General features: G+C 67.9%; 29 protein-coding genes and 1 tRNA gene. 12 read left to right on the forward strand and 18 right to left on the reverse strand.

Annotated elements, in window-relative coordinates; translation table 11 throughout:
* Positions 1–20 precede the first annotated feature (20 nt).
* Entirely contained in the window at positions 21–593 is a 573-nt protein-coding gene (locus A5698_RS23840; protein ID WP_084792599.1) for a TetR/AcrR family transcriptional regulator, read from the forward strand.
* Positions 594–1,131: 538 nt separating this feature from the next.
* Here the strand turns inward: A5698_RS23840 and A5698_RS23845 are convergent.
* Positions 1,132–1,217 (reverse strand) — tRNA-Tyr (locus tag A5698_RS23845).
* A gap of 106 nt (positions 1,218–1,323) precedes the next feature.
* Between A5698_RS23845 and A5698_RS23850 the strand changes: the two genes are divergently transcribed.
* Entirely contained in the window at positions 1,324–1,815 is a 492-nt protein-coding gene (locus A5698_RS23850; RefSeq protein ID WP_068301984.1) for a YajQ family cyclic di-GMP-binding protein, read from the forward strand.
* Positions 1,816–1,853: 38 nt separating this feature from the next.
* Here the strand turns inward: A5698_RS23850 and A5698_RS23855 are convergent, their stop codons facing one another.
* Both A5698_RS23855 and A5698_RS23860 read right to left on the reverse strand, forming a co-directional pair.
* Entirely contained in the window at positions 1,854–2,705 is an 852-nt protein-coding gene (locus A5698_RS23855) for an MlaE family ABC transporter permease (RefSeq protein WP_068301989.1), read from the reverse strand.
* A gap of 13 nt (positions 2,706–2,718) precedes the next feature.
* Positions 2,719–3,516, reverse strand: coding sequence for an MlaE family ABC transporter permease (locus A5698_RS23860; protein ID WP_068301992.1), 798 nt, complete (start codon positions 3,514–3,516; stop codon positions 2,719–2,721).
* 235 nt (positions 3,517–3,751) lie between these two features.
* Between A5698_RS23860 and A5698_RS23865 the strand changes: the two genes are divergently transcribed.
* Both A5698_RS23865 and A5698_RS23870 read left to right on the forward strand, forming a co-directional pair.
* Positions 3,752–4,549, forward strand: coding sequence for a lysophospholipid acyltransferase family protein (locus A5698_RS23865; RefSeq protein WP_068302063.1), 798 nt, complete (start codon positions 3,752–3,754; stop codon positions 4,547–4,549).
* A 54-nt stretch (positions 4,550–4,603) separates the two neighbouring features.
* On the forward strand, positions 4,604–5,629 hold the full coding sequence (locus tag A5698_RS23870; protein ID WP_068301995.1) for an NAD(P)H-dependent glycerol-3-phosphate dehydrogenase: 1,026 nt from the start codon (positions 4,604–4,606) through the stop codon (positions 5,627–5,629).
* A 22-nt stretch (positions 5,630–5,651) separates the two neighbouring features.
* On the opposite strand, the gene A5698_RS23875 is transcribed toward A5698_RS23870, so the two are convergent.
* The 3 genes from A5698_RS23875 to grcC1 all read right to left on the reverse strand — a co-directional run bounded on the left by A5698_RS23875 (position 5,652) and on the right by grcC1 (position 8,287).
* Positions 5,652–6,188: a hypothetical protein gene (locus tag A5698_RS23875; protein ID WP_068302065.1), complete on the reverse strand. Its 537-nt coding sequence runs from the start codon at positions 6,186–6,188 to the stop codon at positions 5,652–5,654.
* Positions 6,189–6,328: 140 nt separating this feature from the next.
* The gene (gene htpX, locus A5698_RS23880; RefSeq protein ID WP_068301997.1) at positions 6,329–7,210 is read right to left on the reverse strand and encodes a zinc metalloprotease HtpX; all 882 of its coding nucleotides are present in this window, start codon (positions 7,208–7,210) and stop codon (positions 6,329–6,331) included.
* Positions 7,211–7,279: 69 nt separating this feature from the next.
* Positions 7,280–8,287, reverse strand: coding sequence for a nonaprenyl/(2E,6E)-farnesyl/geranylgeranyl diphosphat synthase (gene grcC1 / locus A5698_RS23885; RefSeq protein ID WP_197506877.1), 1,008 nt, complete (start codon positions 8,285–8,287; stop codon positions 7,280–7,282).
* Between the two features lie 101 nt (positions 8,288–8,388).
* On the opposite strand from grcC1, the gene menJ reads away from it, so the two are divergent.
* Complete coding sequence (gene menJ / locus A5698_RS23890; protein WP_068302006.1) at positions 8,389–9,603, forward strand: menaquinone reductase MenJ; 1,215 nt, start codon at positions 8,389–8,391, stop codon at positions 9,601–9,603.
* On the opposite strand, the gene A5698_RS23895 is transcribed toward menJ, so the two are convergent.
* Entirely contained in the window at positions 9,600–9,845 is a 246-nt protein-coding gene (locus A5698_RS23895) for a hypothetical protein (RefSeq protein ID WP_068302011.1), read from the reverse strand. The two genes, menJ and A5698_RS23895, sit on opposite strands and share 4 nt — an antisense overlap.
* A 21-nt stretch (positions 9,846–9,866) precedes the next feature.
* Here A5698_RS23895 and A5698_RS23900 point away from each other — a divergent pair, with 21 nt between their 5' ends.
* Together A5698_RS23900 and A5698_RS23905 are read left to right on the forward strand one after the other, a co-directional pair.
* Complete coding sequence (locus A5698_RS23900; RefSeq protein WP_068302014.1) at positions 9,867–10,307, forward strand: hypothetical protein; 441 nt, start codon at positions 9,867–9,869, stop codon at positions 10,305–10,307.
* Positions 10,308–10,413: 106 nt separating this feature from the next.
* On the forward strand, positions 10,414–10,671 hold the full coding sequence (locus A5698_RS23905) for a hypothetical protein (RefSeq protein WP_068302020.1): 258 nt from the start codon (positions 10,414–10,416) through the stop codon (positions 10,669–10,671).
* Here A5698_RS23905 and A5698_RS23910 read toward each other — a convergent pair.
* Together A5698_RS23910 and A5698_RS23915 are read right to left on the reverse strand one after the other, a co-directional pair.
* Complete coding sequence (locus A5698_RS23910) at positions 10,668–11,723, reverse strand: alpha/beta hydrolase fold domain-containing protein (RefSeq protein WP_068302022.1); 1,056 nt, start codon at positions 11,721–11,723, stop codon at positions 10,668–10,670. The two genes, A5698_RS23905 and A5698_RS23910, sit on opposite strands and share 4 nt — an antisense overlap.
* A gap of 40 nt (positions 11,724–11,763) precedes the next feature.
* Positions 11,764–12,456 (reverse strand): demethylmenaquinone methyltransferase, encoded by a 693-nt coding sequence (locus tag A5698_RS23915; protein WP_068302072.1) that lies wholly within the window; start codon positions 12,454–12,456, stop codon positions 11,764–11,766.
* A gap of 68 nt (positions 12,457–12,524) precedes the next feature.
* On the opposite strand from A5698_RS23915, the gene A5698_RS23920 reads away from it, so the two are divergent.
* A complete protein-coding gene (locus A5698_RS23920) occupies positions 12,525–13,349 on the forward strand; it encodes an SDR family oxidoreductase (RefSeq protein WP_068302025.1) in 825 nt (274 codons plus the stop codon).
* Positions 13,350–13,460: 111 nt separating this feature from the next.
* On the opposite strand, the gene A5698_RS23925 is transcribed toward A5698_RS23920, so the two are convergent.
* Positions 13,461–14,588 carry a glycosyltransferase family 4 protein gene (locus A5698_RS23925; protein WP_068302028.1) on the reverse strand — a complete coding sequence of 376 codons (1,128 nt, stop codon included), beginning with the start codon at positions 14,586–14,588 and terminating at the stop codon, positions 13,461–13,463.
* Between the two features lie 133 nt (positions 14,589–14,721).
* Here A5698_RS23925 and A5698_RS23930 point away from each other — a divergent pair, with 133 nt between their 5' ends.
* Entirely contained in the window at positions 14,722–15,393 is a 672-nt protein-coding gene (locus A5698_RS23930; RefSeq protein WP_068302031.1) for a DsbA family protein, read from the forward strand.
* Here the strand turns inward: A5698_RS23930 and A5698_RS23935 are convergent.
* The 3 genes from A5698_RS23935 to A5698_RS23945 form a co-directional block, all read right to left on the reverse strand.
* On the reverse strand, positions 15,380–15,937 hold the full coding sequence (locus tag A5698_RS23935; protein ID WP_068302034.1) for a DUF3592 domain-containing protein: 558 nt from the start codon (positions 15,935–15,937) through the stop codon (positions 15,380–15,382). The genes A5698_RS23930 and A5698_RS23935 overlap by 14 nt on opposite strands.
* Positions 15,938–16,014: 77 nt before the next feature.
* Positions 16,015–17,640 (reverse strand): 2-succinyl-5-enolpyruvyl-6-hydroxy-3-cyclohexene-1-carboxylic-acid synthase, encoded by a 1,626-nt coding sequence (gene menD, locus A5698_RS23940; protein WP_068302074.1) that lies wholly within the window; start codon positions 17,638–17,640, stop codon positions 16,015–16,017.
* Positions 17,641–17,642: 2 nt separating this feature from the next.
* A complete protein-coding gene (locus A5698_RS23945; protein WP_068302038.1) occupies positions 17,643–18,425 on the reverse strand; it encodes an alpha/beta fold hydrolase in 783 nt (260 codons plus the stop codon).
* Between the two features lie 131 nt (positions 18,426–18,556).
* Here A5698_RS23945 and A5698_RS23950 point away from each other — a divergent pair, with 131 nt between their 5' ends.
* Both A5698_RS23950 and A5698_RS23955 read left to right on the forward strand, forming a co-directional pair.
* Entirely contained in the window at positions 18,557–19,756 is a 1,200-nt protein-coding gene (locus A5698_RS23950) for an FAD-binding domain (RefSeq protein WP_068302042.1), read from the forward strand.
* Between the two features lie 2 nt (positions 19,757–19,758).
* Positions 19,759–20,277 (forward strand): MarR family winged helix-turn-helix transcriptional regulator, encoded by a 519-nt coding sequence (locus A5698_RS23955; RefSeq protein WP_231967512.1) that lies wholly within the window; start codon positions 19,759–19,761, stop codon positions 20,275–20,277.
* Positions 20,278–20,280: 3 nt separating this feature from the next.
* Here A5698_RS23955 and A5698_RS23960 read toward each other — a convergent pair whose 3' ends face one another.
* The 5 genes from A5698_RS23960 to A5698_RS23980 form a co-directional block, all read right to left on the reverse strand.
* A complete protein-coding gene (locus tag A5698_RS23960; RefSeq protein WP_068302045.1) occupies positions 20,281–20,784 on the reverse strand; it encodes a nitroreductase family deazaflavin-dependent oxidoreductase in 504 nt (167 codons plus the stop codon).
* Between the two features lie 31 nt (positions 20,785–20,815).
* On the reverse strand, positions 20,816–21,541 hold the full coding sequence (locus A5698_RS23965) for a DJ-1/PfpI family protein (RefSeq protein WP_068302048.1): 726 nt from the start codon (positions 21,539–21,541) through the stop codon (positions 20,816–20,818).
* Between the two features lie 14 nt (positions 21,542–21,555).
* Positions 21,556–22,515 (reverse strand): GlxA family transcriptional regulator, encoded by a 960-nt coding sequence (locus A5698_RS23970; protein ID WP_068302076.1) that lies wholly within the window; start codon positions 22,513–22,515, stop codon positions 21,556–21,558.
* Between the two features lie 84 nt (positions 22,516–22,599).
* Complete coding sequence (locus tag A5698_RS23975; protein ID WP_068302049.1) at positions 22,600–23,187, reverse strand: TetR/AcrR family transcriptional regulator; 588 nt, start codon at positions 23,185–23,187, stop codon at positions 22,600–22,602.
* Positions 23,188–23,196: 9 nt separating this feature from the next.
* On the reverse strand, positions 23,197–24,078 hold the full coding sequence (locus A5698_RS23980; RefSeq protein ID WP_231967513.1) for an oxygenase MpaB family protein: 882 nt from the start codon (positions 24,076–24,078) through the stop codon (positions 23,197–23,199).
* A 37-nt stretch (positions 24,079–24,115) separates the two neighbouring features.
* Between A5698_RS23980 and A5698_RS23985 the strand changes: the two genes are divergently transcribed.
* A partial coding sequence (locus A5698_RS23985) for an oxygenase MpaB family protein (RefSeq protein WP_156670641.1) occupies positions 24,116–24,410 on the forward strand: 295 nt, incomplete at its 3' end.

The raw sequence follows: 24,410 nt of genomic DNA on the forward strand, positions 1-24,410 counted from the left end.
TGCTGCGGTACAAAGAGTCGGTGGCCAGGACTCGTTCGTCGTCACAACTGGTGCAGGCCGCACTGGAGTTGATCAGCGAATCCGGCCTGGATCGGCTGACGCTGAGCCAGGTCGCGGAGCGCGCCGGCGTATCGCGCGCAACGGCCTACCGCGAGTTCGGCGACAAGGACGGCCTGCTGGGCGCGATCGCCGAGCAGGAGATCGGTGCGATGATCGCCGCGACGCTCGCGGCGTTCGACCCCGACGCCGATCCCAGTGCGCAGACGTCCGCTGTCGTCACCACGACGCTGCGGTACCTGCGCAATCACCGGGCGTTCGTCTACATCCGCGATCACGAACCCCACTGGCTGCTCGATGCCGGGCTGCCCGTCGGCAACGATCGACTGAATCTGGTGCGGACGGTGGCGGCGATGGTTGCGCAGGCGATTCCGGATTCCGACCAGCTCGCGCTGACCCCGGTCGCCGCGGCCGAAGTCGTCGTCCGGACTGTCCTGTCGCACACGCTGATCGAGGACAGCGCGTTGACCGACGATGAAGTGGCCGAGGTGGTCAGCCGCGCCATCACACGGGCGTCGGGCTTACCTGAAGGATAGGAAAAGCTGACCTCCGGGGCGTGAAGTCTGGCTTTCCGGCGATTCCGCGGTACACCGGCCGGGCGCGACGATCGATGCCATGACCAGAACCGTCACGACCAAGGTCTCGACCGTCGACGAGACGACCGAGACGGGCAGCATCGATTGGCTCACGCTGGCCGACGAGGTCTTTCCGGCCGACGCACTGTGAGCCGGACGTTGCGTCGCGATAACCGCGAGTCTCCGTATGCGGCTATGTTTTTCGCGACCACACGGGCGTCAGGGCCCGCCCTTGACGTAGTCGTTCTGCCCGGGAGTCGCTGATGCTCAGCATGAATCGCGGGCGAGCTGGATCTGGCTCTTGATCTCGCGGTAGGCCTGGACTCGTGCCACGACCGCATCTGCCGCCGAGCTCGCGGGCGAGGTGTCCGGAGCAGCCTCGATTCCCGACCGGGAATCAGGGATTTCCCTATGATTGGCGACTCTCATTTGCTAGGAGGCGTTCGGTCGTTGCCTCAGAAGCGCAATCAGGCCCGCTCGAAGGCGGACCTGACATGCATGGTGGCAGGTGCAGGATTCGAACCTGCGTAGGCGTAAGCCGACGGATTTACAGTCCGCTCCCATTGGCCGCTCGGGCAACCTGCCTGGGTGCTGCACCGGCCGGGCGACCCGGTTTGGTGCGACTTGCAGGGTACAACGAGGATGGGCCTAAGACGAAAACGGCACCAGACCATCAGGGAGGACGGATCCAATGGCGGATTCATCGTTCGACGTCGTGAGCAAGGTCGACCGCCAGGAGGTGGACAACGCTCTGAACCAGGCCGCCAAGGAGCTGGCCACCCGATACGACTTCCGCGGCACCGATACGTCCATCGAGTGGCAGGGCGAGGAGACGGTCGTCATCACCAGCTCGACCGAGGAGCGCGTCAAAGCCGCCGTCGACGTCTTCAAGGAGAAGCTGGTCCGCCGCGACATCTCGATGAAGGCGTTCGACGCCGGCGACCCGCAGGCGTCGGGCAAGACCTACAAGGTCAGTGGCCAGATCAAGCAGGGCATCAGCAGCGAGCAGGCCAAGAAGATCACCAAGATCATCCGCGACGAGGGACCCAAGGGTGTCAAGGCGCAGATCCAGGGCGATGAAATCCGCGTCAGCTCAAAGAAGCGCGACGACCTGCAGGCCGTGATCGCACTGCTCAAGGGCGCCGACCTCGACGTGGCATTGCAGTTCGCCAACTACCGCTGAGCGGCTCGGCCGACGACGCGGCCGCTGGCGCCGCGCGCTCACCCCGACAGGTTGAAGTTGCCGGCCGTTCCGTAGACGGCCAGCGACACCAGCAGGGTCACCGACACGACCACCACAAGCGATGCCCGCACCGCGTTGCCGGTCGCGACTCCGACGCCGGCCGGGCCTCCGGTGGCGAAGTAGCCGTAATACGTGTGGATCAACAGGATCGTGAGCGCCACGAGAATGGCTTGCAGGAACGACCACAGCAGGTCGACCGGGCTCAAAAACGTCGAGAAGTAATGGTCGTAGAGCCCCGACGACTGCCCCAGCAGGGCGACCGTGGTAAACCGGCTCGCCACGAAGGACAGGATGACGGCGACCGTGTACAGCGGTGTGACAGCGATCATGCCGGCGACGAGCCTGGTGCTGATCAAGAAGGAGACCGGGCGGATCGCCATCGCCTCCAAAGCATCGATCTCCTCGCTGATGCGCATGGCGCCCAGTTGCGCGGTCACGCCTGCGCCGACGGTGGCGGCCAGGCCTATCCCGGCGACAACCGGAACCGAGATCCGGACGTTGATGAACGCCGCCAGGAAGCCGACCAAGGCCTCGATGCCGATGTCTCCGAGCGAGCTGTAGCCCTGCACTGCAAGGGTCCCGCCCGTCGCCAGGGTCAGGAAGCCGATGATCACCACCGTGCCGCCGATCATCGCCAAGGTGCCTGCGCCCATGCCGATCTCGGCGATGATGCGAGCGATGTCGGTCCTGTAGTACCTCACCGCGTACGGCACACCGGCCAGCGACCGCCCCCAGAACAGGGCCTGATCGCCGAGTCGGCCCAGGACCCCGATCGGACGGCTGATCTGCTTGTGGACCCGTGGATAGACGGTCGGCAGGCGCGGGGGCATGTCGGACTCACCTTCACTTGGCCGTGAACTGGATACCGATCGCGGTGACGACCACGTTCACCACGAACAGCGCCATGAACGCGTAGACGACCGTCTCGTTGACCGCGTTGCCCACGGCCTGTGCGCCGCCTCTGCGCACGGTCAGTCCCCGGTAGCAGGCGACGATGCTCGCGATGAGGCCGAACAGCGCCGCCTTGATCCCCGAGATGATCAGCTCCGGGATCCCGGTCAGCAGCGTGATGCCACCGGCGAATGCGCCTGGGTTGACGTCCTGGACGAAAACCGAGAAGACATAGCCGCCCCCTACGCCGATGATCACGACCAGGCTGTTCAGCAGAAGCGCCACCAGTCCGGCGGCGAGTATCCGAGGGGTCACCAACCGCTGGACCGGGTTGATCCCCAGGACCTCCAACGCCGCGATCTCGTCGCGGACGGTGCGCGAACCCAGGTCGGCGCACATGGCCGTCGCCCCGGCACCGGCCACCACGAGCACGGTCACGATGGGCCCGACCTGCGTCACCGCCCCGAACGCGGCGCCCGCACCACTCAAGTCAGCCGCACCGAGTTCGCGCAACAGAATGTTCAGCGTGAAGTTGACCAGAACGGTCAACGGGACAGCCACCAGCATCGTCGGCAGGAGCGCCACGCGCACGATGAACACCGACTGCTCCAAGAACTCTCGCGCCTGGAAGGGTCGGCGGAAGATGAATTTCACTGCGTCGACCGACATCACGAACAGACCGCCGACCGCCACGAGCGCGTTGGAGGCATCCCGATCGGACGCCGGCGCTTGCGGCGAGGGGCCCAGCATTCGCCAAATCATCGGTCGGGACTCCTCCTGTGAAATGCGCAGCCCGGCGATTCGCGGGCCATCAAAGCCGGTCCGGTTCAGCGACTATCAGGGACGCTAGGGCGCGGTCACCGCCTCGCTAGGAGTCCTTGGTCACCGGTTCGGTGGGCGTTGGTCCCCTGATGCGCGGCAACCGAATTCAGCCCGGCGCCTTGGGATACCGTCGAAGATGCAAGCACAGCGCGCGGAGGAAACGATGAACGCCAGCGATGTCGACCGCTCCGAACTCGCCAAGTGGGATCCGGATTTCACTGAGCGAGCGACGAAACTCACTGCGCCGGTGATCAACCGCTACTTCCGCGTCGAAGTTCGCGGCCTGGAATTCTTTCCGCCCGCCGGCGGGGTGCTGGTGGTGTCCAACCACTCCGGTGGAATGCTGACACCGGATGTCCTCGTCTTCGCCCCGGCCTTCTACAAGAGGTTCGGTTATGGCCGGCCGGTGTACACGCTCGCCCACTACGGTGTGTTCTTCACTCCCCTGCGGAGTTACCTGAGCCGCATCGGCGTCGTGCATGCAAACCCGGAGAACGCCGCCAAGGCATTGCGGGCGGACGCGGTCGTGCTGGTGTATCCCGGCGGGGACTACGACGCGTATCGATCGACACTGAGCGCGAACGTGATCGACTTCGAGGGCCGCACGGGCTACGCCAGGCTCGCGATCGAGACCGGTGTGCCGATCGTGCCCGTGGTGTCGATCGGAGGGCAGGAGACTCAACTGTTTCTGACTCGGGGTGATCGGTGGGCGAAGAGGCTGGGCCTGCATCGGATCCGGCTGGACATCCTGCCGTTGAGTGCGGGCTTTCCATTCGGCGTGACGTCGTTCTTTCCGGCCAACATGCCATTGCCTGCGAAGATCGTCGACCAGGTGCTCGAACCGATCGACGTCCGGATGTTCGGCGGCAACGCCGGCGCGCTCGATGCCCATGTCCGGTCCGTCATGCAGACGGCCCTCGACGGCCTTGCGCAGGAGCGACGGTTCCCGGTGCTGGGCTGACCGGGGTCCACGAAATGCCCTTGAACATCCGCCGTCCGACCTACCCTGATCGGCATGGCACCTCAGCAACGTGTACCCCAAGTCGTCGTTCTCGGTGGAGGCTCGTGGGGCACCACGGTGGCGTCCATCTGTGCTCGCCGCGGGCCGACGCTGCAGTGGGTGCGCTCGGCGGAGACCGCCGACGACATCAACGTCAACCACCGCAATACGAAGTACCTGGGCAACGAGGTCGCGCTTCCGGAGAGTCTGAAGGCGACGACGGATTTCACCGAGGCGGCGTCGTGCGCCGACGTCATCGTCATGGGCGTTCCGTCCCACGGCTTCCGCGGCGTGCTCACCGAGCTCGCCAAGGAGCTGCGGCCGTGGGTTCCGGTGGTGTCGCTTGTCAAGGGCCTCGAACAGGGCACGAACTTCCGGATGAGCCAGGTCGTCGCCGAGGTGCTGCCCGGGCATCCGGCCGGGATCCTGGCCGGGCCGAACATCGCGCGCGAGGTGGCCGAGGGGTACGCCGCGGCGTCGGTGCTCGCGATGCCCGACCAGCAACTCGCGGCGGATCTGGCAAGACTGTTCCGCACCAAGCGGTTTCGTACCTACACCACCGACGACGTGGTCGGCGTGGAGATGGCCGGGGCATTGAAGAACGTCTACGCGATCGCGGTCGGCATGGGCTACTCGCTCGGCATCGGGGAGAACACCCGCGCGATGGTGATGGCTCGGGCGATCCGCGAGATGTCCAAGCTCGGCGAGGCGACAGGCGGGCACCGCGACACGTTCGCCGGCCTGGCGGGCATAGGCGACCTCATCGTCACGTGCACCAGCCAGCGCAGCCGCAACCGCCACGTCGGCGAGCAGCTGGGGGCGGGCAAGCCGATCGACGAGATCATCGCGTCGATGAACCAGGTCGCCGAGGGCGTCAAGGCCGCGAGCGTCATCATGGAATTCGCCGACCAGTACGGCATTTCGATGCCGATCGCGCGTGAGGTCGACGCCGTGGTCAACCACGGCGCCACCGTCGAAGATGCGTATCGCGGCCTGATGGTCGAAAAGCCCGGCCACGAGGTGCACGGCGCCGGGTTCTAACGGCTCGGTCGCCTCGCGGAGATCAGTTGAAGAACGGGTTCGTGCCCTCGGGCCGCTCCAGCAGCGGATCCCTGCCGCCGTTGATGATGTAGCTGCCCGCCGGGCTCAGCACGAAGCCCGACTGATTGCGGCTGTCCGAGCACGTCGTCACGCCGCCGTCGCTACCGCAACTGACGGTCTGGAAGCTGATCCGCGAGCCGGCCGGCAGCGGTTGAGCATCGGCGACGACGGCGAACACGTCGCCCGTCGTCGCGGAGAACTGCGGCACGCCCGGGCCGCCGCTGACGAAGTTCGCGCCGTTCGGCGCCGCGGGGATCGCGCCACTGCAGCCGTAGCCGCCGTTGCGCTGCAGCACGCAGGTCAACCCGTCCGGCGTTTTGAACGCGTACCAGTTGCCGTCCATCTTCGCGAACTCCGACAGCTTCACCGGCGCGAACGCGTTAACGTTCGGCGCCGGTGGTGGCGGCGGTTCCGACGGCTGCGCCGCGGCGATACCCTGTGCGCCGATCAGGGCCGCCCCCGCAGACCCGACGACGCCGATCAACACCCTGTTCAGCACGGTCCACACCCTAAGGGGTGGCGAGGAGAATCGCAGCACACAGATCACATCGCCGCAGGTCGGCGCGCTGTTACGGGGTGATTTCGGTGCAATACCTATCGATGGGCGACAGGTAGCGCACCGAAATCGCCAAGAGGCGGTCAGTAGTAGCCCGGTCCGCGGCCGGCCATTGACTCCAGGCGCGCGATGCGGTCGCCGATCGGCGGGTGCGTCGAGAACAGCTTGCCGATCTTCTCGCCGGCCCGGAACGGGTTGGCGATCATCAGGTGCGCCTGATCGGCGAGCTTCGGGTCGGGTGGCAACGGCGCCTGCTCGACGCCGACGCTGATCTTGCGCAGCGCGCTGGCCAACGCCAGCGGGTCGCCCGTCAGCTCCGCACCCGACTGGTCGGCCTGGTACTCCCGCGAGCGCGACACCGCCATCCGGATCACGGTCGCCGCGATCGGGCCGAGCATCGAAACCAGCAGAATCGCAAAGGGATTCGCGCCACCTTCCCGGTTACCGCCGAACAGCGTCGCGAAGTAGGCGATGTTGGCCAGCGCGGTGATGACCGCGGCCATCGCGCCGGCGACGCTGGAGATCAAGATGTCGCGGTTGTAGACGTGCGACAGTTCGTGACCCAGCACCGCGCGCAGTTCGCGTTCGTTGAGGATCTGCAGGATGCCGGTCGTACAGCACACCGCGGCGTTGCGCGGATTGCGGCCCGTGGCGAACGCGTTAGGGGCGTCGGTGTCGCTGATGTACAGCCGCGGCATCGGCTGGCGCGCCGTCGTCGCCAGTTCCCGCACGATCCGGTACATGACCGGGGCCTGCATCTCGGTGACCGGCTGGGCGTGCATCGCCCGAAGCGAGAGCTTGTCGCTGTTGAAGTACATGTAGGCGTTCATGCCGACGGCGAACAGGACCGCTAGGCCGATGAGCGCGGTATTGCGGAACAGCGAGGCGATGAACACGATCAGCGCCGAGAACCCCACCAGCAGAGCGAACGTCTTGGCGGTGTTCGCGTGCGGATGCCAAGTCATCGCTTCCTCCTTCAGACCCAGAGACTCCGATGAGTCAACGCTTAGTCGGGCTCCGCAAGTTCCGGCTGTTCAGCCGTGCCGGTTGACGGTGTAGTCCACCAGCGTCGCCAGGGCCTGGCGGCCGGGTCCGTCGGGCAGCTGCGCGAGCTCCTCGCGGGCCTGCACCGCGTACTGCGCGACCGTCTCCTTGGCCTTCGCCATACCGGGCGAGGCGCGCAGCAGCCGCAGCGCCTCGGCCACGTCGTCGTCGTTCTCCACCGGCCCGGCCAGCAGCTCGCGCAGCCGGTCGGCCTCGGGGCCGTCGTCGCGCAGCGCATACAGCACCGGCAGCGTGTGCACGCCTTCCCGCAGGTCGGTGCCCGGCACCTTGCCGGATTCCTCCGGATCGCTGTCGATGTCGATGATGTCGTCGCTGATCTGGAAGGCGGTCCCGACGATGCCGCCGAGGCGGCTCAACCGCTCGATCTGCTCCTCGTCGGCGCCGGAGAACGTCGCCCCGAACCGTCCGGAGGCCGCGATCAGGCAGGCGGTCTTCTCGTAGACGACCTTGAGGTAGTGCTCGACGGAGTCGACGTGTTCGGCCGCGCCGCGGGTCTCGCGCATCTGACCGGTGACCAGCTGGGCGAACGTGTCGGCGATGATGCGCACGGCCTCCGGACCGAGCCGGCTGACGAGGCGCGACGCGGTGGCGAACAGGTAGTCGCCCGCGAGGATCGCGATGTTGTTGCCCCAGCGGGCGTTGGCGCTGTCAGCACCCCGGCGGACCTGCGCCTCGTCCATCACGTCGTCGTGATAGAGCGTCGCCAGGTGGACCAGTTCGATGACCGCGCCTGCGACGGTGACCTGCCAGGCGTCCGGGTCCGGGCCCAGCCGGGCTGAGAGCACCGTGAACAGCGGGCGGAACCGCTTGCCGCCGGCCTGGAACAGGTGTTGCACCGCCTCGGCCATCAGCTCGTCGGCTTTGCCGAGCTCAGTGGCCATCAGGTCCTCGATGCGGGCGACCCCGTCACGCACTTCCTGCGCAAATTCGGGATCTCCGAAGTCCACCCCGGCTACCACCGTCGCTGGCGTCCTCACCCTGCCAACATACTGGGAACCATGGACTTACCGGCGGGTTGGGCCCACGGCCGAAGGCCAGGGGAGAGCGATGGGCCCACGCCCGGAGGGCAGGGGGATCGATGAAGGCGGACGTGGTCGTGGTCGGGGCCGGGCCCGCGGGTTCGGCCGCCGCTGCGTGGGCGGCGCGCAACGGCCGCGAGGTGCTCGTGATCGACAAGGCGCAGTTCCCGCGCGACAAGGCCTGCGGCGACGGGCTGACCCCGCGCGCGGTGTTGGAGATGCAGCGACTCGGCCTGGGCTCGTGGCTGGACGGGCGGGTACGGCACCGGGGTCTGCGGTTGTCCGGCTTCGGCGCCGACGTCGAGATCGCGTGGCCGGGCCCGTCGTTCCCGTCCACCTCGAGCGCCGTTCCGCGCACCGAACTCGACGACCGCATCCGCATGGTCGCCGTCGACGAGGGCGCCAAGATGATGCTCGGCGTGAAAGCCGTTGACGTGCGCCATGATTCCTCCGGTCGCGTGGAGTCGGTGGTGCTCGACTCGGGCGCCTCGATCGGATGCTCCGAGCTGATCGTCGCCGACGGCGCCCGCTCGACATTGGGCCGCGTGCTGGGCCGCGAGTGGCATCAGGAGACGGTGTACGGCGTGGCGATCCGCGGCTACATCGCCACGCCGCGGGCCGCCGAACCGTGGATCACGTCGCATCTGGAACTGCGCTCGCCGGAGGGCAAGGTGCTGCCGGGCTACGGCTGGATCTTCCCGCTGGGCAACGGCGAGGTGAACATCGGCGTCGGCGCGCTGGCGACGGCGAAGCGACCGGCCGACGCCGCGTTGCGGCCGTTGATGTCCTATTACACGGGCCTGCGTCGCGAGGAGTGGGGCTTCGTCGGGGAGCCGCGCGCCGGGCTGTCGGCGCTGTTGCCGATGGGCGGCGCGGTCTCCGGTGTGGCCGGGCCCAACTGGATGTTGATCGGCGACGCTGCGGCTTGCGTCAATCCGCTGAACGGCGAGGGCATCGACTACGGGCTGGAGACCGGACGGCTGGCGGCCGAACTGCTGGGCACCGGTGACCTCTCGCAGGCGTGGCCCGCGGTGCTCTCCGCGCACTACGCCCGCGGGTTCTCGGTGGCCCGACGGCTCGCGCTGCTGTTGACGTTCCCGCGGTTCCTGCCGTCGACGGGACCGCTCGCCATGCGGTCGGCGGCTCTGATGAACATCGCGGTGCGGGTGATGGGCAACTTCGTGACCGACGAGGACGAGGACTGGACCGCCAGGGTGTGGCGCGGTGCCGGCCGGCTGTCGCGGCGTATCGACGAGCGGGCGCCGTTCGGCTAGTCTCTCTCGCCGCGCTCGAGCAGCTTCACCGCGACGCCGGACTTCTCATTCGTCTGGGTAGAAGCCGTGAGCCCCAAGGCAATCAGGACATCGGCGGTCGTGATGAAGAGCCCGATCCAGTACGCCCACCGCACCGTCGGATCCGGTTGGGACGCGAAGTACATGATGAGGAAGATCGGCCCGACGATGCCGAAGACGAACATCATGCCCTGAAACATCAGGTAGCGCTTGAACGTCTCCATGTCGCAGGCAGAATAACGCGGATGGCCGCCGTGTACCGGGCTCCGATGCGATCCCGCGATGACGACATCGACCCGCAGGCGTCGCTGGACAGGGCGCTGGCGACGGGCGTCGTCGGGTTCGGCGACGTGGGGTTCGGCGAGCGGCTGGCTCGGCGTATCGAACGGTTGGCCGATGTCGAAAGCGGCGCGTTCGTGTGGACCCGCGATGCGGACGGGCTGTACTGGCTGGGGCGCATCGACGGCCCGTACCGCCGCGACGACGACGCTGCCGCCGTCGCGGTCGACTTGGTGCATGTGCGGCCGTGCCACTGGCTCGGCGAGCCGATACTCGAACCCGACGTTCCCCCAGCGGTTCTCGCGACCTTCGGGCGCGGTGGACGCAACTTCCAGCAGACGCACGACCCTGACGTCGGGCCGCAGACGGAGCGACTGTGGGACACCCGCAGCGACGAGGATTCATAAGCAGGCTAACTGTAAGCCCAGCTAGATTACCTATTTTCGGCGTCGCGCAGGGATTACCCTGAAGCGCAACGGCGTTCACATAGGCATCAGCGGAAGGAAACCAACGATGCTCGCTCTGACGGTTCGGTCGGCGGTCGCGGCGTTCGCGGTCGGCGCTGCCGCACTGTTCTCTGCCCCCGCTGCGCCCGCATTACCGCAAGGACCGTGTCAGGACGTGCCTTACATCGGGGTGTGCACACCGTATCGAGGGGCGACCGGAAAGCCGTCGTCGAACGCCAAGTCGGAACCGCCCCTACCGGCAGTCAACAGCGCTCCACCGGCCAACGGCGGCCAGCAGGCCGCGATCGCGGCCGACGAGGATTAACCCAACGATTTCGCGAATCCGCTGACGTCGCGGATGGATGCGTCGAACACCTCGGGCATGTAAGCGCCGCAGAGCAGGTCTCCGCCGTGACAGGTGCCCGCGACCACTCGACCCACCGCGGGTACGCCAGCCCGCACCAAGCGGCGGTAGTACGCCAGACCCTCGTCGCGGAGCGGGTCCAGCTCGTTGACCGAAATAACATGGGGCGGTAGACCGTTGAGCTCCTCATCGGTGGCCACGGACGCCCAACACGTCGCGTCGTCGGCATGGGAACCGTCGGGGTTGTAGATCGAACCCAGCAGCGCGAGCTGTTGGCGACTGACGAAGTACTCGTCGTTCTCGGCCAGCGACGGCAAATCCTCACACTCCTCGAGCCAGCGGTTGGAAATGTATGGGCACTGCGCGTAGAACCCGGCGATCTCGTCCAGCCAGCCCTCACGTTTGGCCTTGTGCGCGACGGTCAGTGTGAGGTTGCCACCGCCGGACTCCCCCGACACGATCAGATGGGCGACACCGAGTTCGGCGCGATGGGCGGCCACCCAGCGCACCGCGGCCGCACAGTCGTTGAGACCGGCCGGGAACGGATGCGGACCGAGTTCGCCTCCGGAGTTGCGGAACTCGACGCCGACCACGACGAGGCCGGTGGCGGCGACGCATTCGCGGATCCTGATGTAGCCGATGTCGGCCGCGCTCCCGAGCGCCATCCCGCCTCCGTGCAGATGCACGACCGCGGGCAGCGGGTCGCTCGCATCGTCGGGGCGGCTGACGTAGAGCGTGATGTCGTTGCCGTCGGGCCCGGGGATCGTCGTCGTCGACGTGGCCACGCCGGACACCTCGGGCAGATCCTTGGCCATCGCTTCGAGGATCGCGCCCATTCCCTGCTCGCTCATGGTCGCGAACGCGATGCGTTCCTCGAGCGGTGAGTCGACGGTCAGCGGCGCGGCCGGCAGCCGGCCGTCGAGGCCGAACTGCGCGAACGCCTTCACCATTCGCGGGTCTGCGCGGGGATCGGTGGCGAGGGTGGCGTCCGGGTCGATCAGGCGTCCGTGCATGCCCAGACCGTAGCGCGGCGTCGCGGCGCCCGACCGGTAATCAGCGCAGCGGCTTGGTGGCGGCGTGCAGGGCGACGATGCCGCCGGTGAGGTTGCGCCAGCGCACCGACGACCAACCGGCATCGGCGATCTGACGCGCCAGGTGCGTCTGGTCGGGCCATGCGCGGATCGACTCGGCCAGGTAGACGTAGGCCTCCGGATTTGAGGACACCGCACGGGCGATCCTCGGCAGCGCCTGCATCAGGTACTCCTTGTACACCGTCGCGAACAGCCCGTTCGTCGGCGTGGAGAACTCGCACACCACCAACCGCCCGCCGGGCCGGGTGACGCGCGCCATCTCGCGCAGACCAGCCACGTGGTCGACCACGTTGCGCAGACCGAAGCTGATGGTTACCGCGTCGAACACACCGTCGCCGAACGGCAGTCGCGTCGCGTCACCTGCGACCTTCGGCACGTCGCGGTCGGCCCCGGCGGCCAGCATGCCGACGGAGAAATCCGCGGCCACGCACCACGCCCCTGAACTGGCCAACTCGACCGTCGACACAGCGGTGCCCGCCGCGAGGTCGAGGACGATGTCCTGTGGGCCGATGCCCAGTGCGGCACGCGTCGCTCGCCGCCAGAACCGGTCCTGACCCAGCGACATCACGGTGTTGGTCAGGTCGTAGCGCCGCGCCACCGCGTCGAACATCGACGCCACATCGCGGGGGTCCTTCTCCAGCGTCGCGCGGCTCATGAGGCCACCGTAGCTGTGAAGATGCTCCAAGCGGGAATGCAGAGCCCGTCGACAGGGGATATAGGAGCATGAGCGAAAAGGTTTGGTTCATCACCGGGACATCGCGGGGCTTCGGACGCGAATGGACGATCGCGGCGCTGGAGCGCGGCGACAAGGTCGCGGCCACGGCCCGCAACGTCTCCTCGCTGGACGATCTGGTCGAGGAGTACGGCGACTCGTTGCTGCCCCTGGCTCTGGACGTGACCGACCGCGACGCGGACTTCGCGGCGGTCAAGCAGGCCCACGATCACTTCGGCCGACTGGACATCGTCGTCAACAACGCTGGCTACGGGCACTTCGGCTTCATCGAGGAGGTGACCGAGCGGGAGGCGCGCGACCAGATCGAGACGAACGTCTTCGGCGCGCTGTGGATCACGCAGGCCGCGTTGCCGTATCTGCGAGCGCAGCGCAGCGGGCACATCATCCAGGTGTCGTCGATCGGCGGGATCGTCGCGTTCCAGAACGTCGGTATCTATCACGCGTCAAAGTGGGCGCTGGAAGGGTTCTCACAGGCGCTGGCCCAGGAAGTGGCGGCGTTCGGGGTGCACGTCACGTTGATCGAGCCGGGCGGGTTCGCGACAGACTGGGCGGGCTCGTCGTCGCGCCGGTCGACGCCGCTGCCCGATTACAAAGAGGTGCACGAGGAAGCCGACCGGATCCGCAGCCAGCGGGTGGCCAAGCCGGGTGATCCGCAGGCGTCGTCGCGGGCGCTGCTCAAGGTCGTCGACGCCGAAAACCCGCCGCTGCGGGTGTTTTTCGGCGAGTTGCCGCTGCAGTTGGCCAAGGCTGACTACGAGAACCGGCTCAAGACGTGGGAGGAATGGCAGCCGGTCGCGGTCGAGGCGCAGGGCTAGGAGCGTGCCCGACTCCTCCCGCGAGCAGACGTAAACCTGCCCCTTTTCGGCGGAATTGCGGCAGTTTCGCGTCTACTCGCCGGGAAGGGGGGCGCGCCGCAAGGGGTGCGGTTATGCGACGCGGCGGTGCCGTTGGCCGATGACGGCTTCGTAGTGCGCCAGGAGTTCGTCGCAGATCGACGGCCACGTCCGGGTCAGCACGCTGCGGCGCGCGGCGATCGAATAGCGTTGCCGCTCGGCGATCAGATGGTCGACGGAGTCGGCCAGGCGGGCCTCGAACTCGTCGACATCGAGCAGCAGCCCGGTGCGGTAAGGGGCGACGAGGTCTCGCGGTCCGCCGGCGTTCGGGGCGACGACCGGCAACCCGGACGCCATCGCCTCCTGGACGGCCTGACAGAACGTCTCATGTTCACCGGGATGCACGAACACGTCCATGCTGGCGTACGCTGCGGCCAGCTCGGCACCGTACAGCGCGCCGGTGAAAACGGCTGACGGCAGGAGCTTTTCGAGCTTCGGCCGGTCGACGCCATCGCCGACGACGACCAACTGCAGATCGTCCCGGCGTGCGAGCACCGCCAGGCGTTCGACATGTTTCTCCGGAGCCAGCCGCCCGACAAATCCGACAATCGGCCTGCCGAGAGGCGACCACCGACGCCGCAGGGCCTCATCGCGCGCCGAGGGTGCAAACCCCGTGATGTCGACACCCCTTCCCCACTTGTGCACCCGCGGAATGCCGTGCGTGGTCAGGTCTTCCATCGCGGCGGTGGACGGCGCGAGGGTCCTGTCGGCGCGGCTGTGCAGGTGCCGCGTCCACGCCCATGCGGCGCGGGCGGTGAAGCCGACGCCGTAACTCTCGGCGAATCCCGCGACGTCGGTCTGGAATACGGCCACGGTCGGCACGCGGAGGCGGCGTGCGGCGTGCAGCCCCCCGTAGCCGAGCAGCGCCGGCGACGCCAGATGCACGATGTCGGGGTCGAATCCCCTTAGCACACCGACGATCCGGGGCCGCGGCACGCCGAGCGGTAGCGACGTGACTTTCGGGAACATCCGCGACGGCACACGGTGCACGCGGACGCCGTCGTGCACACGGTCCGCGGGCGGCTGCCCTCGCGGGTTGTCGGGAGCGATGACGAGGGTTTCGTGTCCGGTGCGACGCAGGTGTTCGATCACCCGCAGCACCGAATTGGTGACGCCGTTGACATTCGGGAGGAACGATTCTGCGACGATTGCCACGCGCACGCCCGAATCGTCTCAGCGCGACCTGTCGCGAAGATTGCACGCAGGCGTATGGCACACGAAAAGCTGGTGCGCCAACGGGCGCTGCGAAGCGTTTCCGTCGAGTATCGTGCGGACCAAAGAAAGGGCGGTTGACATGCGAATCCCCCGGGCACTAGCGGCCGTGGCGTTCATCATGGCGCTCGCGGCCGTCGGCTGCACCAGCCACGTCGCAGGGACCGCGCAGCGCGATCCGGCGCAGCCTCCGCTGAAGGTCAGCGAAGACGGTTACGGCGTGGTCGCCGGTTTCGATGACGCCCCGGCCCGCATCGAGATCTTCACCGAACCGCAGTGCAGCCACTGCGCCGACCTGCAAGCCGACTTCGGCGATCAACTCGCCTACTACATCGGCGTCGGTCAACTCAACGTCACCTACCGGCCGTTGATCTTCCTCGACGAAGTGAGCCATGGGTACTCGGCACGGGTGAGCAACGCGCTGTTCCTCGCGACCGGTAGCGGCGCGACGGGCACGCAGTTCCAGCGGTTCGTCGAAGAGCTTTGGGCCCACCAGGATCCGGGCGGGCCCGGACCGAGCGACGACGAAATGGCCGACATGGCGCGCTCGGCGGGCATGCCCGACAAGGCGATCAAGCGGATCGCGAGCGGCGGGTCGGCGGTCAACGTGCCGGAGATGGACGAGAACAACTTCGGTTTCCTGTTCGACGTCGATCCCGGGGCCGCTGGTACACCGACGGTCTACGACCTGGTCTCCAGCGAGAAGCTCGACATCTACGACAACGACTGGCTCGACAAGCTCATCCAGTCGTGACTTCCGCGGCCGGCTCCGGATCAGGAGTCGCGCGCTGCGGCCGTCGGCGCTCGATCAGCGTCACCCCGGCCAGCGCGGCGCTCGCGATCAGCCAGCCCACCACCGCGATGGAACTCGCCGGGATGATCGCCAACGCCGCGTTGCGGTGTTGCACGCGAACAAGATCCGGGTTGTTCTTGTCGTATTCGACGTAGATGTTCATCCCCGTCTCGAGCTCCGACGGATAGAGCACTCCGAGCTCGGGGCGATAGGTCACGCGGTCCGGAGTGACGAACTCGATCGTCGACCGGCGCGGTCCGGCGTCGAGCACCTCGGCGGCGGCCACCCCCATGTGCCGCGAGATCTGGCGGTCATTGCGCCACGCGCCCAACACCATCAGCACCGACTGCAGCGTCACCAGGCACGCGATGATCACGATCCCCACCCGGATCCGGCGGAACACCCGCTGTCGGCGCGACTCGTTCGGGTCGGCGGTGAGCCGGGGCAGGAACCGGCGCGCCCACCGGGTGGAGGTGGCGAGGCGGTCCACGACGGCGGCCCTCACCGGAGCAAACCTGTCCGCTCCGCTCACAGGGGTTGAATCGTTCGCTTCGCTCACAGGGGCTGAATCGTTCGCTCCGCTCACAGGGCAGCCTTGATCGATGCGTGCAGCGCTCGCAGCGACGACCGGTCGGCCTTCACCTCCAACACCCGCATCCCGTCGTGCGGTTCGTTGAGCGCCTCGACCAGATCGTCGGCCTCCAGCTGTCGGCTCTCCACGTGATACGCCCGGCACAACGCGCCGACGTCCACGTCGTGCGGGGTGCCGAAGATCCGCGACGACACGTCGGAGAACCGCGGATCGCCCTGTTCGAGCAATTCGAAGATGCCGCCGCCGTTGTCGTTGGACACCACGATCGTCAGGTTGCGCGGCGTCGGTTCCGTCGGACCGATCAACAACCCCGAACTGTCGTGGACGAACGTCAGGTCACCCAGCAGCGCGATCGTTCGGCCATCGTGCGCGAGCGCGGCGCCGATCGCCGTCGACACCGTCCCGTCGATACCCGCCACGCCCCGGTTCGAACGCACCTTCAGCCCGTGGGTGTCCAGGCCGACGAGCGCCGCATCGCGCACCGGATTCGACGCCCCCAACACCAGCTGATCGCCGGGCCGGACGGCGTCGGCCACCGCGGCGGCCACGTGCAGACCGGTTTTGAGCGGATGCGCCCGCAGCTGAGAGCGGACCGCCTCCATCGCGTGCCGGTGCACCTCGGCACACCGGTCCAGCCAGGCGGAGTCCGGAGCGCCCGTGGTGACGGCGCGGGTGCCGGTGGCCTGCGAGTTCCCCGACACGTCGGGCCAGCGGGGACCCGTGGTCAGCGCGTATACCGGCACCGACGGGTCGGCCAGCAGCGCCGACACCGGCCGGTGCAGCGTCGGGCGGCCGAGCATGATGACCTGCTTGGGCCGCACCAGCCGCAGCGCGAACGGGTGCAGCGGGTTGTCGGCGGGCGGTGCCGTCGGCTCAGAGACGGTCGGCAGCGCGGCGAGGTTCGGGTGCTCGCCCGCACCGTGCCCTGCGATCACGACGGTGTCCGGCGTCAGGTCGATGTCGAGCGGCTGGTCGAAGGTCACCGGCGGGGTGTACGTCCACGGCTTGCCGCCCGGCCTGCCCTCCGGAACGTAGGTCACCGACTCGTCCGCGTCGGGCACAAGCGGCTCCCGCAGCGGAATGTCGAATTGCACCGGGCCCGCATTCGCGGATCGAGAACCTCTGGCGGCAACCAGGATTCGGCACACCGCCGAACGCCACTGCGCGTTGAGCGAATCGAGGTGTTCCGGCGACTCCTCGGCCAGGCCCAGGCTGATCGACGCCCGCACCTGCGTGCCGAAATACCCCAGCTGTTCGAACGTCTGGTTCGCGCCGGTGCCCAGCAGTTCATAAGGCCGGTTCGCGCTCAGCACGACCAGCGGGACCCGCGCGTAGTTCGCCTCGACGACGGCCGGTCCGAGGTTGGCCACCGCGGTCCCCGACGTCATCGCGATGCAGACCGGGGCGCGTTCGGCGATCGCCAGCCCGATGGCTAGAAAGCCCGCGGTGCGCTCGTCGATCCGGACGTGCAGCCGCAGCCGGCCGGCGCGGTCGGCGTCCTGCAGCGCGAAGGCCAGCGGGGCGTTGCGCGAGCCCGGGCACAACACGACATCCCGTACGCCGCCGCGAATCAGTTCGTCGACGACCACGCGGGCCTGCGCGGTCGAGGGGTTCACCACTACAGCCTATCGGCGAAGAAATCGAGCGCCGCTTTGTTGACCTTGTCCGGATGCTCGAGGAAACCGAGGTGACCGGCGTCGGGAATCTCCAGGTAGCGGCCGTTCGGGATGGCATCGGCGACCTCCCGGCTCAGGTGCGGCGGGAGCACCAGGTCGTCGGCGAACCCGATGACCAACGTCGGCGCCGTAATACTTCGGTAAGCGGGCAGCCGGTTGCCCTGCGGCCGCACCTCGATCTGCGCACGCCCGCCCGGTGTGGCCTTGGTCGGCCACATGGTGAACATGTCGATCCAGTCGCGAACCTTGACGTCATCGTTGAGCGTCTTGGGCGAAAAGCTCTCCAGCAGACGGGTTTTCGCGTCGTACATCGGGGGCAGCTCGACTCGAGAGTCGGCGAGCTCGCGCTCGGCGTCGCGGAAGAATTCGCGGGTCCGGTCCTCGCGGCCGCGCGTGGCCATCAGCACCGCGCGGTCGACCAGATCGGGACGGGCGACCATCAGCTCCTGGGCGATGAACGACCCCATCGACACCGCCACGATGCGCACCGGCGCCGCGTCGAGCTTCTCGATCAGCGCCGCCGTGTCGGAGACCATCGTCTCGGTGGTGAAGCCGGTGGCGTTCTCGGTGGCGCCCACCCCGCGGTTGTCGAACGTGATGCAGCGGTAGCCGGCGCGCTGGAACTCGGGCACCTGATTCAGGTGCCAGGTTCGGCCCGCACCGCCGTGACCGGCGATGAACAGGACCGATGGGCCGCTACCGCGATCGTCGTAGGCCAAATTCACTCGAACGACGGTACTCAAGTTCCCTCGGCGGGGCGCGGCCCGGGGCCGTCGGGAAGATCGTGCATTTCGCACGATTTGCGTGTAGCATCAATTATCACCGATCCCTCGACGATTCCGAGGAGGAATGTGAAATGAAGATCGCCATCAGCGGCGCTGGCGTCGCCGGACCGGCCTTCGCCCACTGGATGTTGCGCGCCGGGCACGACATCACCCTGATCGAGAAGGCGCCGACCTTTCGCACCGGCGGATATCTGATCGACTTCTGGGGCCTCGGCTACGCGATCACCCAGAAGATGGGCATCGAGGACGACCTCCTCACGGCCGGCTACCGCGTGCGCGAACTACGCATCGTCGACGACGAGGGCCGGGCGTCGGCGCGGCTGCGGGTCGATCCGCTGCGCCGCGCGGTCGGCGACCGCTATGTCAGCCTGGCCCGTGGCGACCTGGCTGCCGCGATCTACCGGACCGTTGAGCACGACATCGAGACCGTCTACTCCGAGAGCATCACCGCTTTGGACAACCGAGCCGATGGCGTCGCGGTCGAGTTCGAGCACTGCCCACCGCGGCACTTCGACATGGTGATCGGCGCGGACGGGTTGCACTCCAATGTCCGGGCGCTGGCCTTCGGCCCCGAAGCGCGCTACGAGCACTATCTCGGCTGCCAGGTCGCGGCGTGTGTGCTCGACGGTTACCGGCCAACCGACGACCTGGTGTACGTGACGCACAACGTGCCCGACCGTCAGATCGGCAGGTTCACGCTGCGCGGCGACCGCACGCTGGTGCTGTTCATCTTCCGCTCGCCGACGCCCACCCTGCCCGCCGACCTCGATTCCTGTAAAGCGCTGCTGCGCAGGGAGTTCGCCGACGCCGGTTGGGAGTCGGCGCGGATTCTCGAAGCCCTCGACGGCGTCGACGACATCTATCTCGACGTGGTCAGCCAGATTCGCATGGACAGCTGGTCGGCAGGCCGCGTCGCGCTGATCGGCGACGCGGCGGCGTGTGTCTCGTTACTGGCGGGCGAGGGCACCGGACTGGCCATCGCCGAGGCGTACGTCCTCGCCGGTGAGCTGACCCGGGCGGGTGACGACATCGGCGCCGCGTTCAAGGCGTATGAGAATCGGCTGCGCGGCTTCATCGAGGCCAAGCAGGACGGCGCGCAGCGGTTCGTCTCCTTCTTCGCGACCCGCACCAAGCTCGGTATCTGGTTGCGCAACTTGGCGATACGCACTTTCGACTTCCCGCCGGTCGGAAACCTGGTGATGAGCCGGACCCTGCGTGACGACATCACGCTGCCGGAGTACGAGCTGCCGGAGCTCAAGCCACGAAGATGAAGATGACGCACGACGGTGCGCGGTCGAATACCGTTGCGGGACGGGAGGAAGCGATGCCGTCGACCAACAGACCCGCCGAGGCCAACTTATCGGAGCTCGAGCGCGCCACCCGCGGGCTTCTCGCGCTGAACGTATCCGCGCTCGAACAGATGGAGCAGCGGATCGGCCTCGCGCCGCTGCGTGCGCTGCAGGCACTGGATCGGCTGGGCCCGAGCCTGGTCACCGAACTGGGTGACGAACTGGGACTCCTGCCGTCCACCGCGAGCAGGCTCAGCGACCGCCTCGCCGACGCCGGTTACATCACTCGCCGCGTCGCTCCCACCAACCGCCGCGCCACGCTGCTCGAGTTGACCGACGCGGGACGCGCGGTACTCGACGAGCTGATCGGGCTGCGCGTCGAGGCGTTCGGCGCGGTCACCCAGCGCATGACCGAGGCCGACATCGCGGCGCTGATGCAAGGTGCCCGCGCCTTCACTGCGGCCCTCGAGGAGCTGACCGAGCGCTCACACGCCGACGGCTGAGAGCTACGCCTTCGCTTCGGTGAATGCGACGACCGGGATGCGCCGCTTTCCGGCGCGCTTCTCGTAGTCGGCGTAGTTCGGGACGAACTGCTTGGCCAGCCCGAACAGCCGGTCGCGCTCGGCCCCGGTGACCTCCTCGCCGACGAACGTGCCCCGGTAGCCGCGGGCGGACAGCGTCACCCGCGGATTGGCTTTGACGTTGTGGAACCACGCCGGATGTCGGTCGCCGCCGTAGTTGGAGGCGATGACGATCACGCGTCCGGCGTCGGTGAAGTAGGTGAGCGGTGTGCTGCGCTGCTGCCCCGACTTTGCGCCGGTGTGCGTCAACAGCACCTCCGGGAGCACCAGTGACATCGACACGTGGCCGTTGGTCAGCTTGATCACGGCGCGGTCGATCCGCCAGCCGATGCGGCCCAGGAACCATCGGGCGGGCGCTGTGCCCATGAGACGGGCGCCTGCGCGGACGAGCGGTGTCGGCGGATCGGGTCGGACTTCGGGTATCCCCATGCTCGCGACGGTATCTCAGAGACGCCGGGTGTCAGCGCGTCGAGACGGCTTTCTTGCGCACCCGTTGTAGCGCGGCGGTCCACAACAGCGCCACCGTCGGCGCAAGCTGCCCCTGCTTGACGGTGTCGCGGCTCAACAAGGTCGACGCGGTCGCCTTGGTCGCGGCCGACGCCTTCGACATGTGCCCGGAGTCGTAGGGCGGTTGCGGGTCGTATTCGATGACGAGTTGCACCGCCTTGGCCTTAGCGTCGCCGGCGATCTGTCCGTAGAGCCACAGGCCGAGGTCGATGCCGGCGGAGACCCCGGCGGCGGTGACGATCTTGCCCTCGTGTACCACGCGTTGGTCGGAGACGGTGTCGACGCCGAACGGTTTGAGCATCGGCAGCGCCATCCAGTGCGACGTCGCGCGGCGGCCGTCGAGTACGCCCGCCGCGGCGAGGATCACCGACCCTGAGCACACCGACGTCGTCCAGGTCGACGTCTCGTGGGCCGTGCGCACCCAGTCGAGGACCTTCTCGTCGCGGGCGTGCTGGAAGCTTGTCAGCCCGCCGGGGATCAGGATGATGTCGGGCGAGGGGGTCTCGTCGAACGAATGGGTGGCGCCGACGAGCAGTACGCCGGAGTCCGCCTCGATCGGTCCCGGTTCGTGCCAGACGAAGCGCACCTCGGCGTCGGGCAGGTTGCGCAGCACGTCGTAGGGGCCGATGAAGTCGAGCGCGGTGTACCCGGGGTACAACATGATCGCGATCTGGGTCATGGGTTGTCTCCTTGTCAGGCGAAGGTCTTGCGGTATTGGTCGGGCGAGATGCCGAGGCGGCGAACGAAGTTGCGTCGCAGCGATTCGGCGCTGCCGAACCCGCATCGCGCGGCGATCACGGTGACGGTGTCGTCGGTCTCTTCGAGCTGGCGGCGGGCGGCCTCGGTGCGGATCCGTTCGACGTAGGCGCCCGGCGCCTCGCCGACCTCTTCAGTGAACAGCCGCGTGAAGTGTCGCGGGCTCATCGCGGCGCGGCGTGCCAGCTCCGTGATGCTGTGCGCCCCACCGGGTTCGGTCTCGATCGCCTCCTGCACCTCGCGAATCGGCGCCCTCTTGGCGCGCGGCATCCACACCGGCGCGGCGAACTGCGTCTGGCCGCCCGGCCTGCGCAGGTACATGACCAGCCAGCGGGCGACGGTCTGCGCGACGTCGGTGCCGTGGTCGTCCTCGACCAGCGACAGCGCGAGGTCGATACCCGCGGTGACACCGGCCGCGGTCCAGGTGCGCTCGTTGCTGCGCACGAAGATCGGTTCGGGATCGACCGTCACCCTGGGGAATTCGCGCGCGAACCGCTCGGTGTAGGCCCAGTGCGTGGTGGCGGTGCAGCCGTCGAGCAGGCCGGCCTCGGCGGCGAGGAAGGCGCCGGTGCACACGCTGACGATCCGGCGGCAGTTCTGCGCGACGGTCTGGATCCAGTTCACCAGGTCGAGGTTGGTCCGCGCGTCGTGAACGCCGACGCCGCCGGGCAGGACGAGCGTGTCGATCGGTTCGCGCGGATCCGGCAGCGGTTCGGCGACGAGCGCGAGCCCGGTGCCGGTGGTCGCGGGTTCACCGTCGAGGGTCACCACCCTGGCGTCATATCCCTCGCGTCCGTGCTCTTGCACATATCGGGAGGCGCCCGTGAACACCTCGAACGGTCCGACCAGGTCGAGAGCCTGGACACCGGCGAAACCGAGAATCACCACCGATCGCATGAACCCAGTGTTGGCCACCAGCGCCGTGGCGTCTACGCCATGTATCCCACAGATCAGGACATGTAGGTCAGAGCCTGCGTCAGCTCACCACACGAGCGGGGCGAGGTGTTTGAGCGCATACGCGCGGACCGCGTTGCCGTCGTTGACGTCGAGCACCGGTGTGCGCACCTGCGCCAGCGAGCAGGCCAGCCGGATGTGCAGTTCGCTGACCGCCAGCAGGTCCGCGTCGGGCATCGTCGCGCCGGCGGCCCGCAGCGCCCTTGCCATCGCCGCCGACGCGCTTTCGAGGAAGTCCTCGGCCTCGTCGAACATGCCGGACATCGCCGACAGGTCGCCGTCGAGGCGCAGGAACCGGCGCATCACCGGTTCGGTGCTCAGCAGGCGCAGGCCTTCGCAGAACGCGGCGACCGCGGCCTCCTTCGCGCCCGCGTCGATGCCAACGGTCTGCAGCCGTGCCATCGCGAAATCGAATGTCTGCCTGCCAAGTTCGGTGATCAGCACGTCACGGCTGGGAAACCGGCGATACAGCGTGCTGCGGCTGACGCCCGCCTGGCGTGCGATGACGTCCATGCTGGCCCTGCCGACACCGACGAGCGCCACCTCTTCGGCGGCCGCCTTGAGGATCGCGGCCTCCTGCTCGGTGCGGCTGTCGGTGTTGCGGAGCCGTCGCATCGGTCTAGGTTATGCCTGCCGACCTGCCGGACACCCCGCGGGCGGGGCGAACGAATCCAGCGCGACCGAACGGTGGAACCGTACCAGCTTCTCGTACTCCAACCTGTTGCGCGCCAACGGAATCAACGTCACCTTCTCCGGCAACACCCGCCACGCCAGCTGGAGCACCCGGGTGTACAGCTCGAATTCGCGTTCGTGACGGTCCTGCCAGCGGAACCCCGTCAGCTCACGAACGCCGGGGTGCATGATCCCGAACGAGCAGATCTTCACGACCCGGCCGACCACGGGCCGCACCAGCAGCCACGGCGGGGTCAACAGGCGCCGCATCGCCGGCGGGATCAGCAGCGTCGGCAACGGCAGCTTCGTCAGGCCGTCGGTGACCCGCGTCAGAAACTCGTTGTCCGCCAGCGCCGTATCGACCATCATGTCGTAGTAGCGCGCGGCTTCGTCGTAGCTCGCGGGCAGTTTGGCGTTGTTGCCCGGCAGCTCGAGGGAGCGGAAGGCCTCGAGCAACTGCTGATATGCCGCTTCCCTCTCGGCTGCGGTCATGGTGATGCCGGTGCACGGGGTGAACGAGTTCAGCACCAGGAACAGACCACTGACCGCGATCCAGTTCCACAGCCGCGGGTCGAGCGCGCTGTACCGCACATCGGTGAAGGCGCCGTCACCGCGGCCGCGGACCTCACGGTGCATCCGCTTGAGCCGCTCCCCCTCCTCCGCGCGGTCGTGCGGATCGCCCCAGATCGCCAGGAACGCCGAGGACGGACACCTGCTTGTCGCTCCAGTGACCCCCGATCCGGCGCGGCTCTCGGGGCTGGCCGCGACGCCCGAGCGCCGCCGATGGTGGATCGACCGGGTGCGCGCCTGCCATCCATTGACACGTTGACACAAATCACTAGTCTCTGTGTCAACGCGCATCGGAGGCGACATGACCCAGACGGCCGAGGCACTACCTGTACGTAAGACGGCCGACGGGGTGCGTCCGAAAGTCATGCGGGAGTTCCGCAAACACAGCGGCAGCGCCTTCGGTGGGTTCTTCGGCGCCGCCGCCTTCGACGAGGTGGCGCTGGTGCCGGTGGCCGCCGCGGTGGACAAGACCGGCCGCTTCGAGGCCAACTTCGCGGATCGAGGGGTGCGAAGTGGGTTCTCGGCGTTCCTGGCGATCTGGGGCGATCCGCACGACCGCGCGGAGGAGGGGGAGCGGCTCAAGCGGATGCACCGTG

Source organism: Mycobacterium sp. E136 (assembly GCF_001666865.1).
GTDB lineage: Bacteria > Actinomycetota > Actinomycetes > Mycobacteriales > Mycobacteriaceae > Mycobacterium.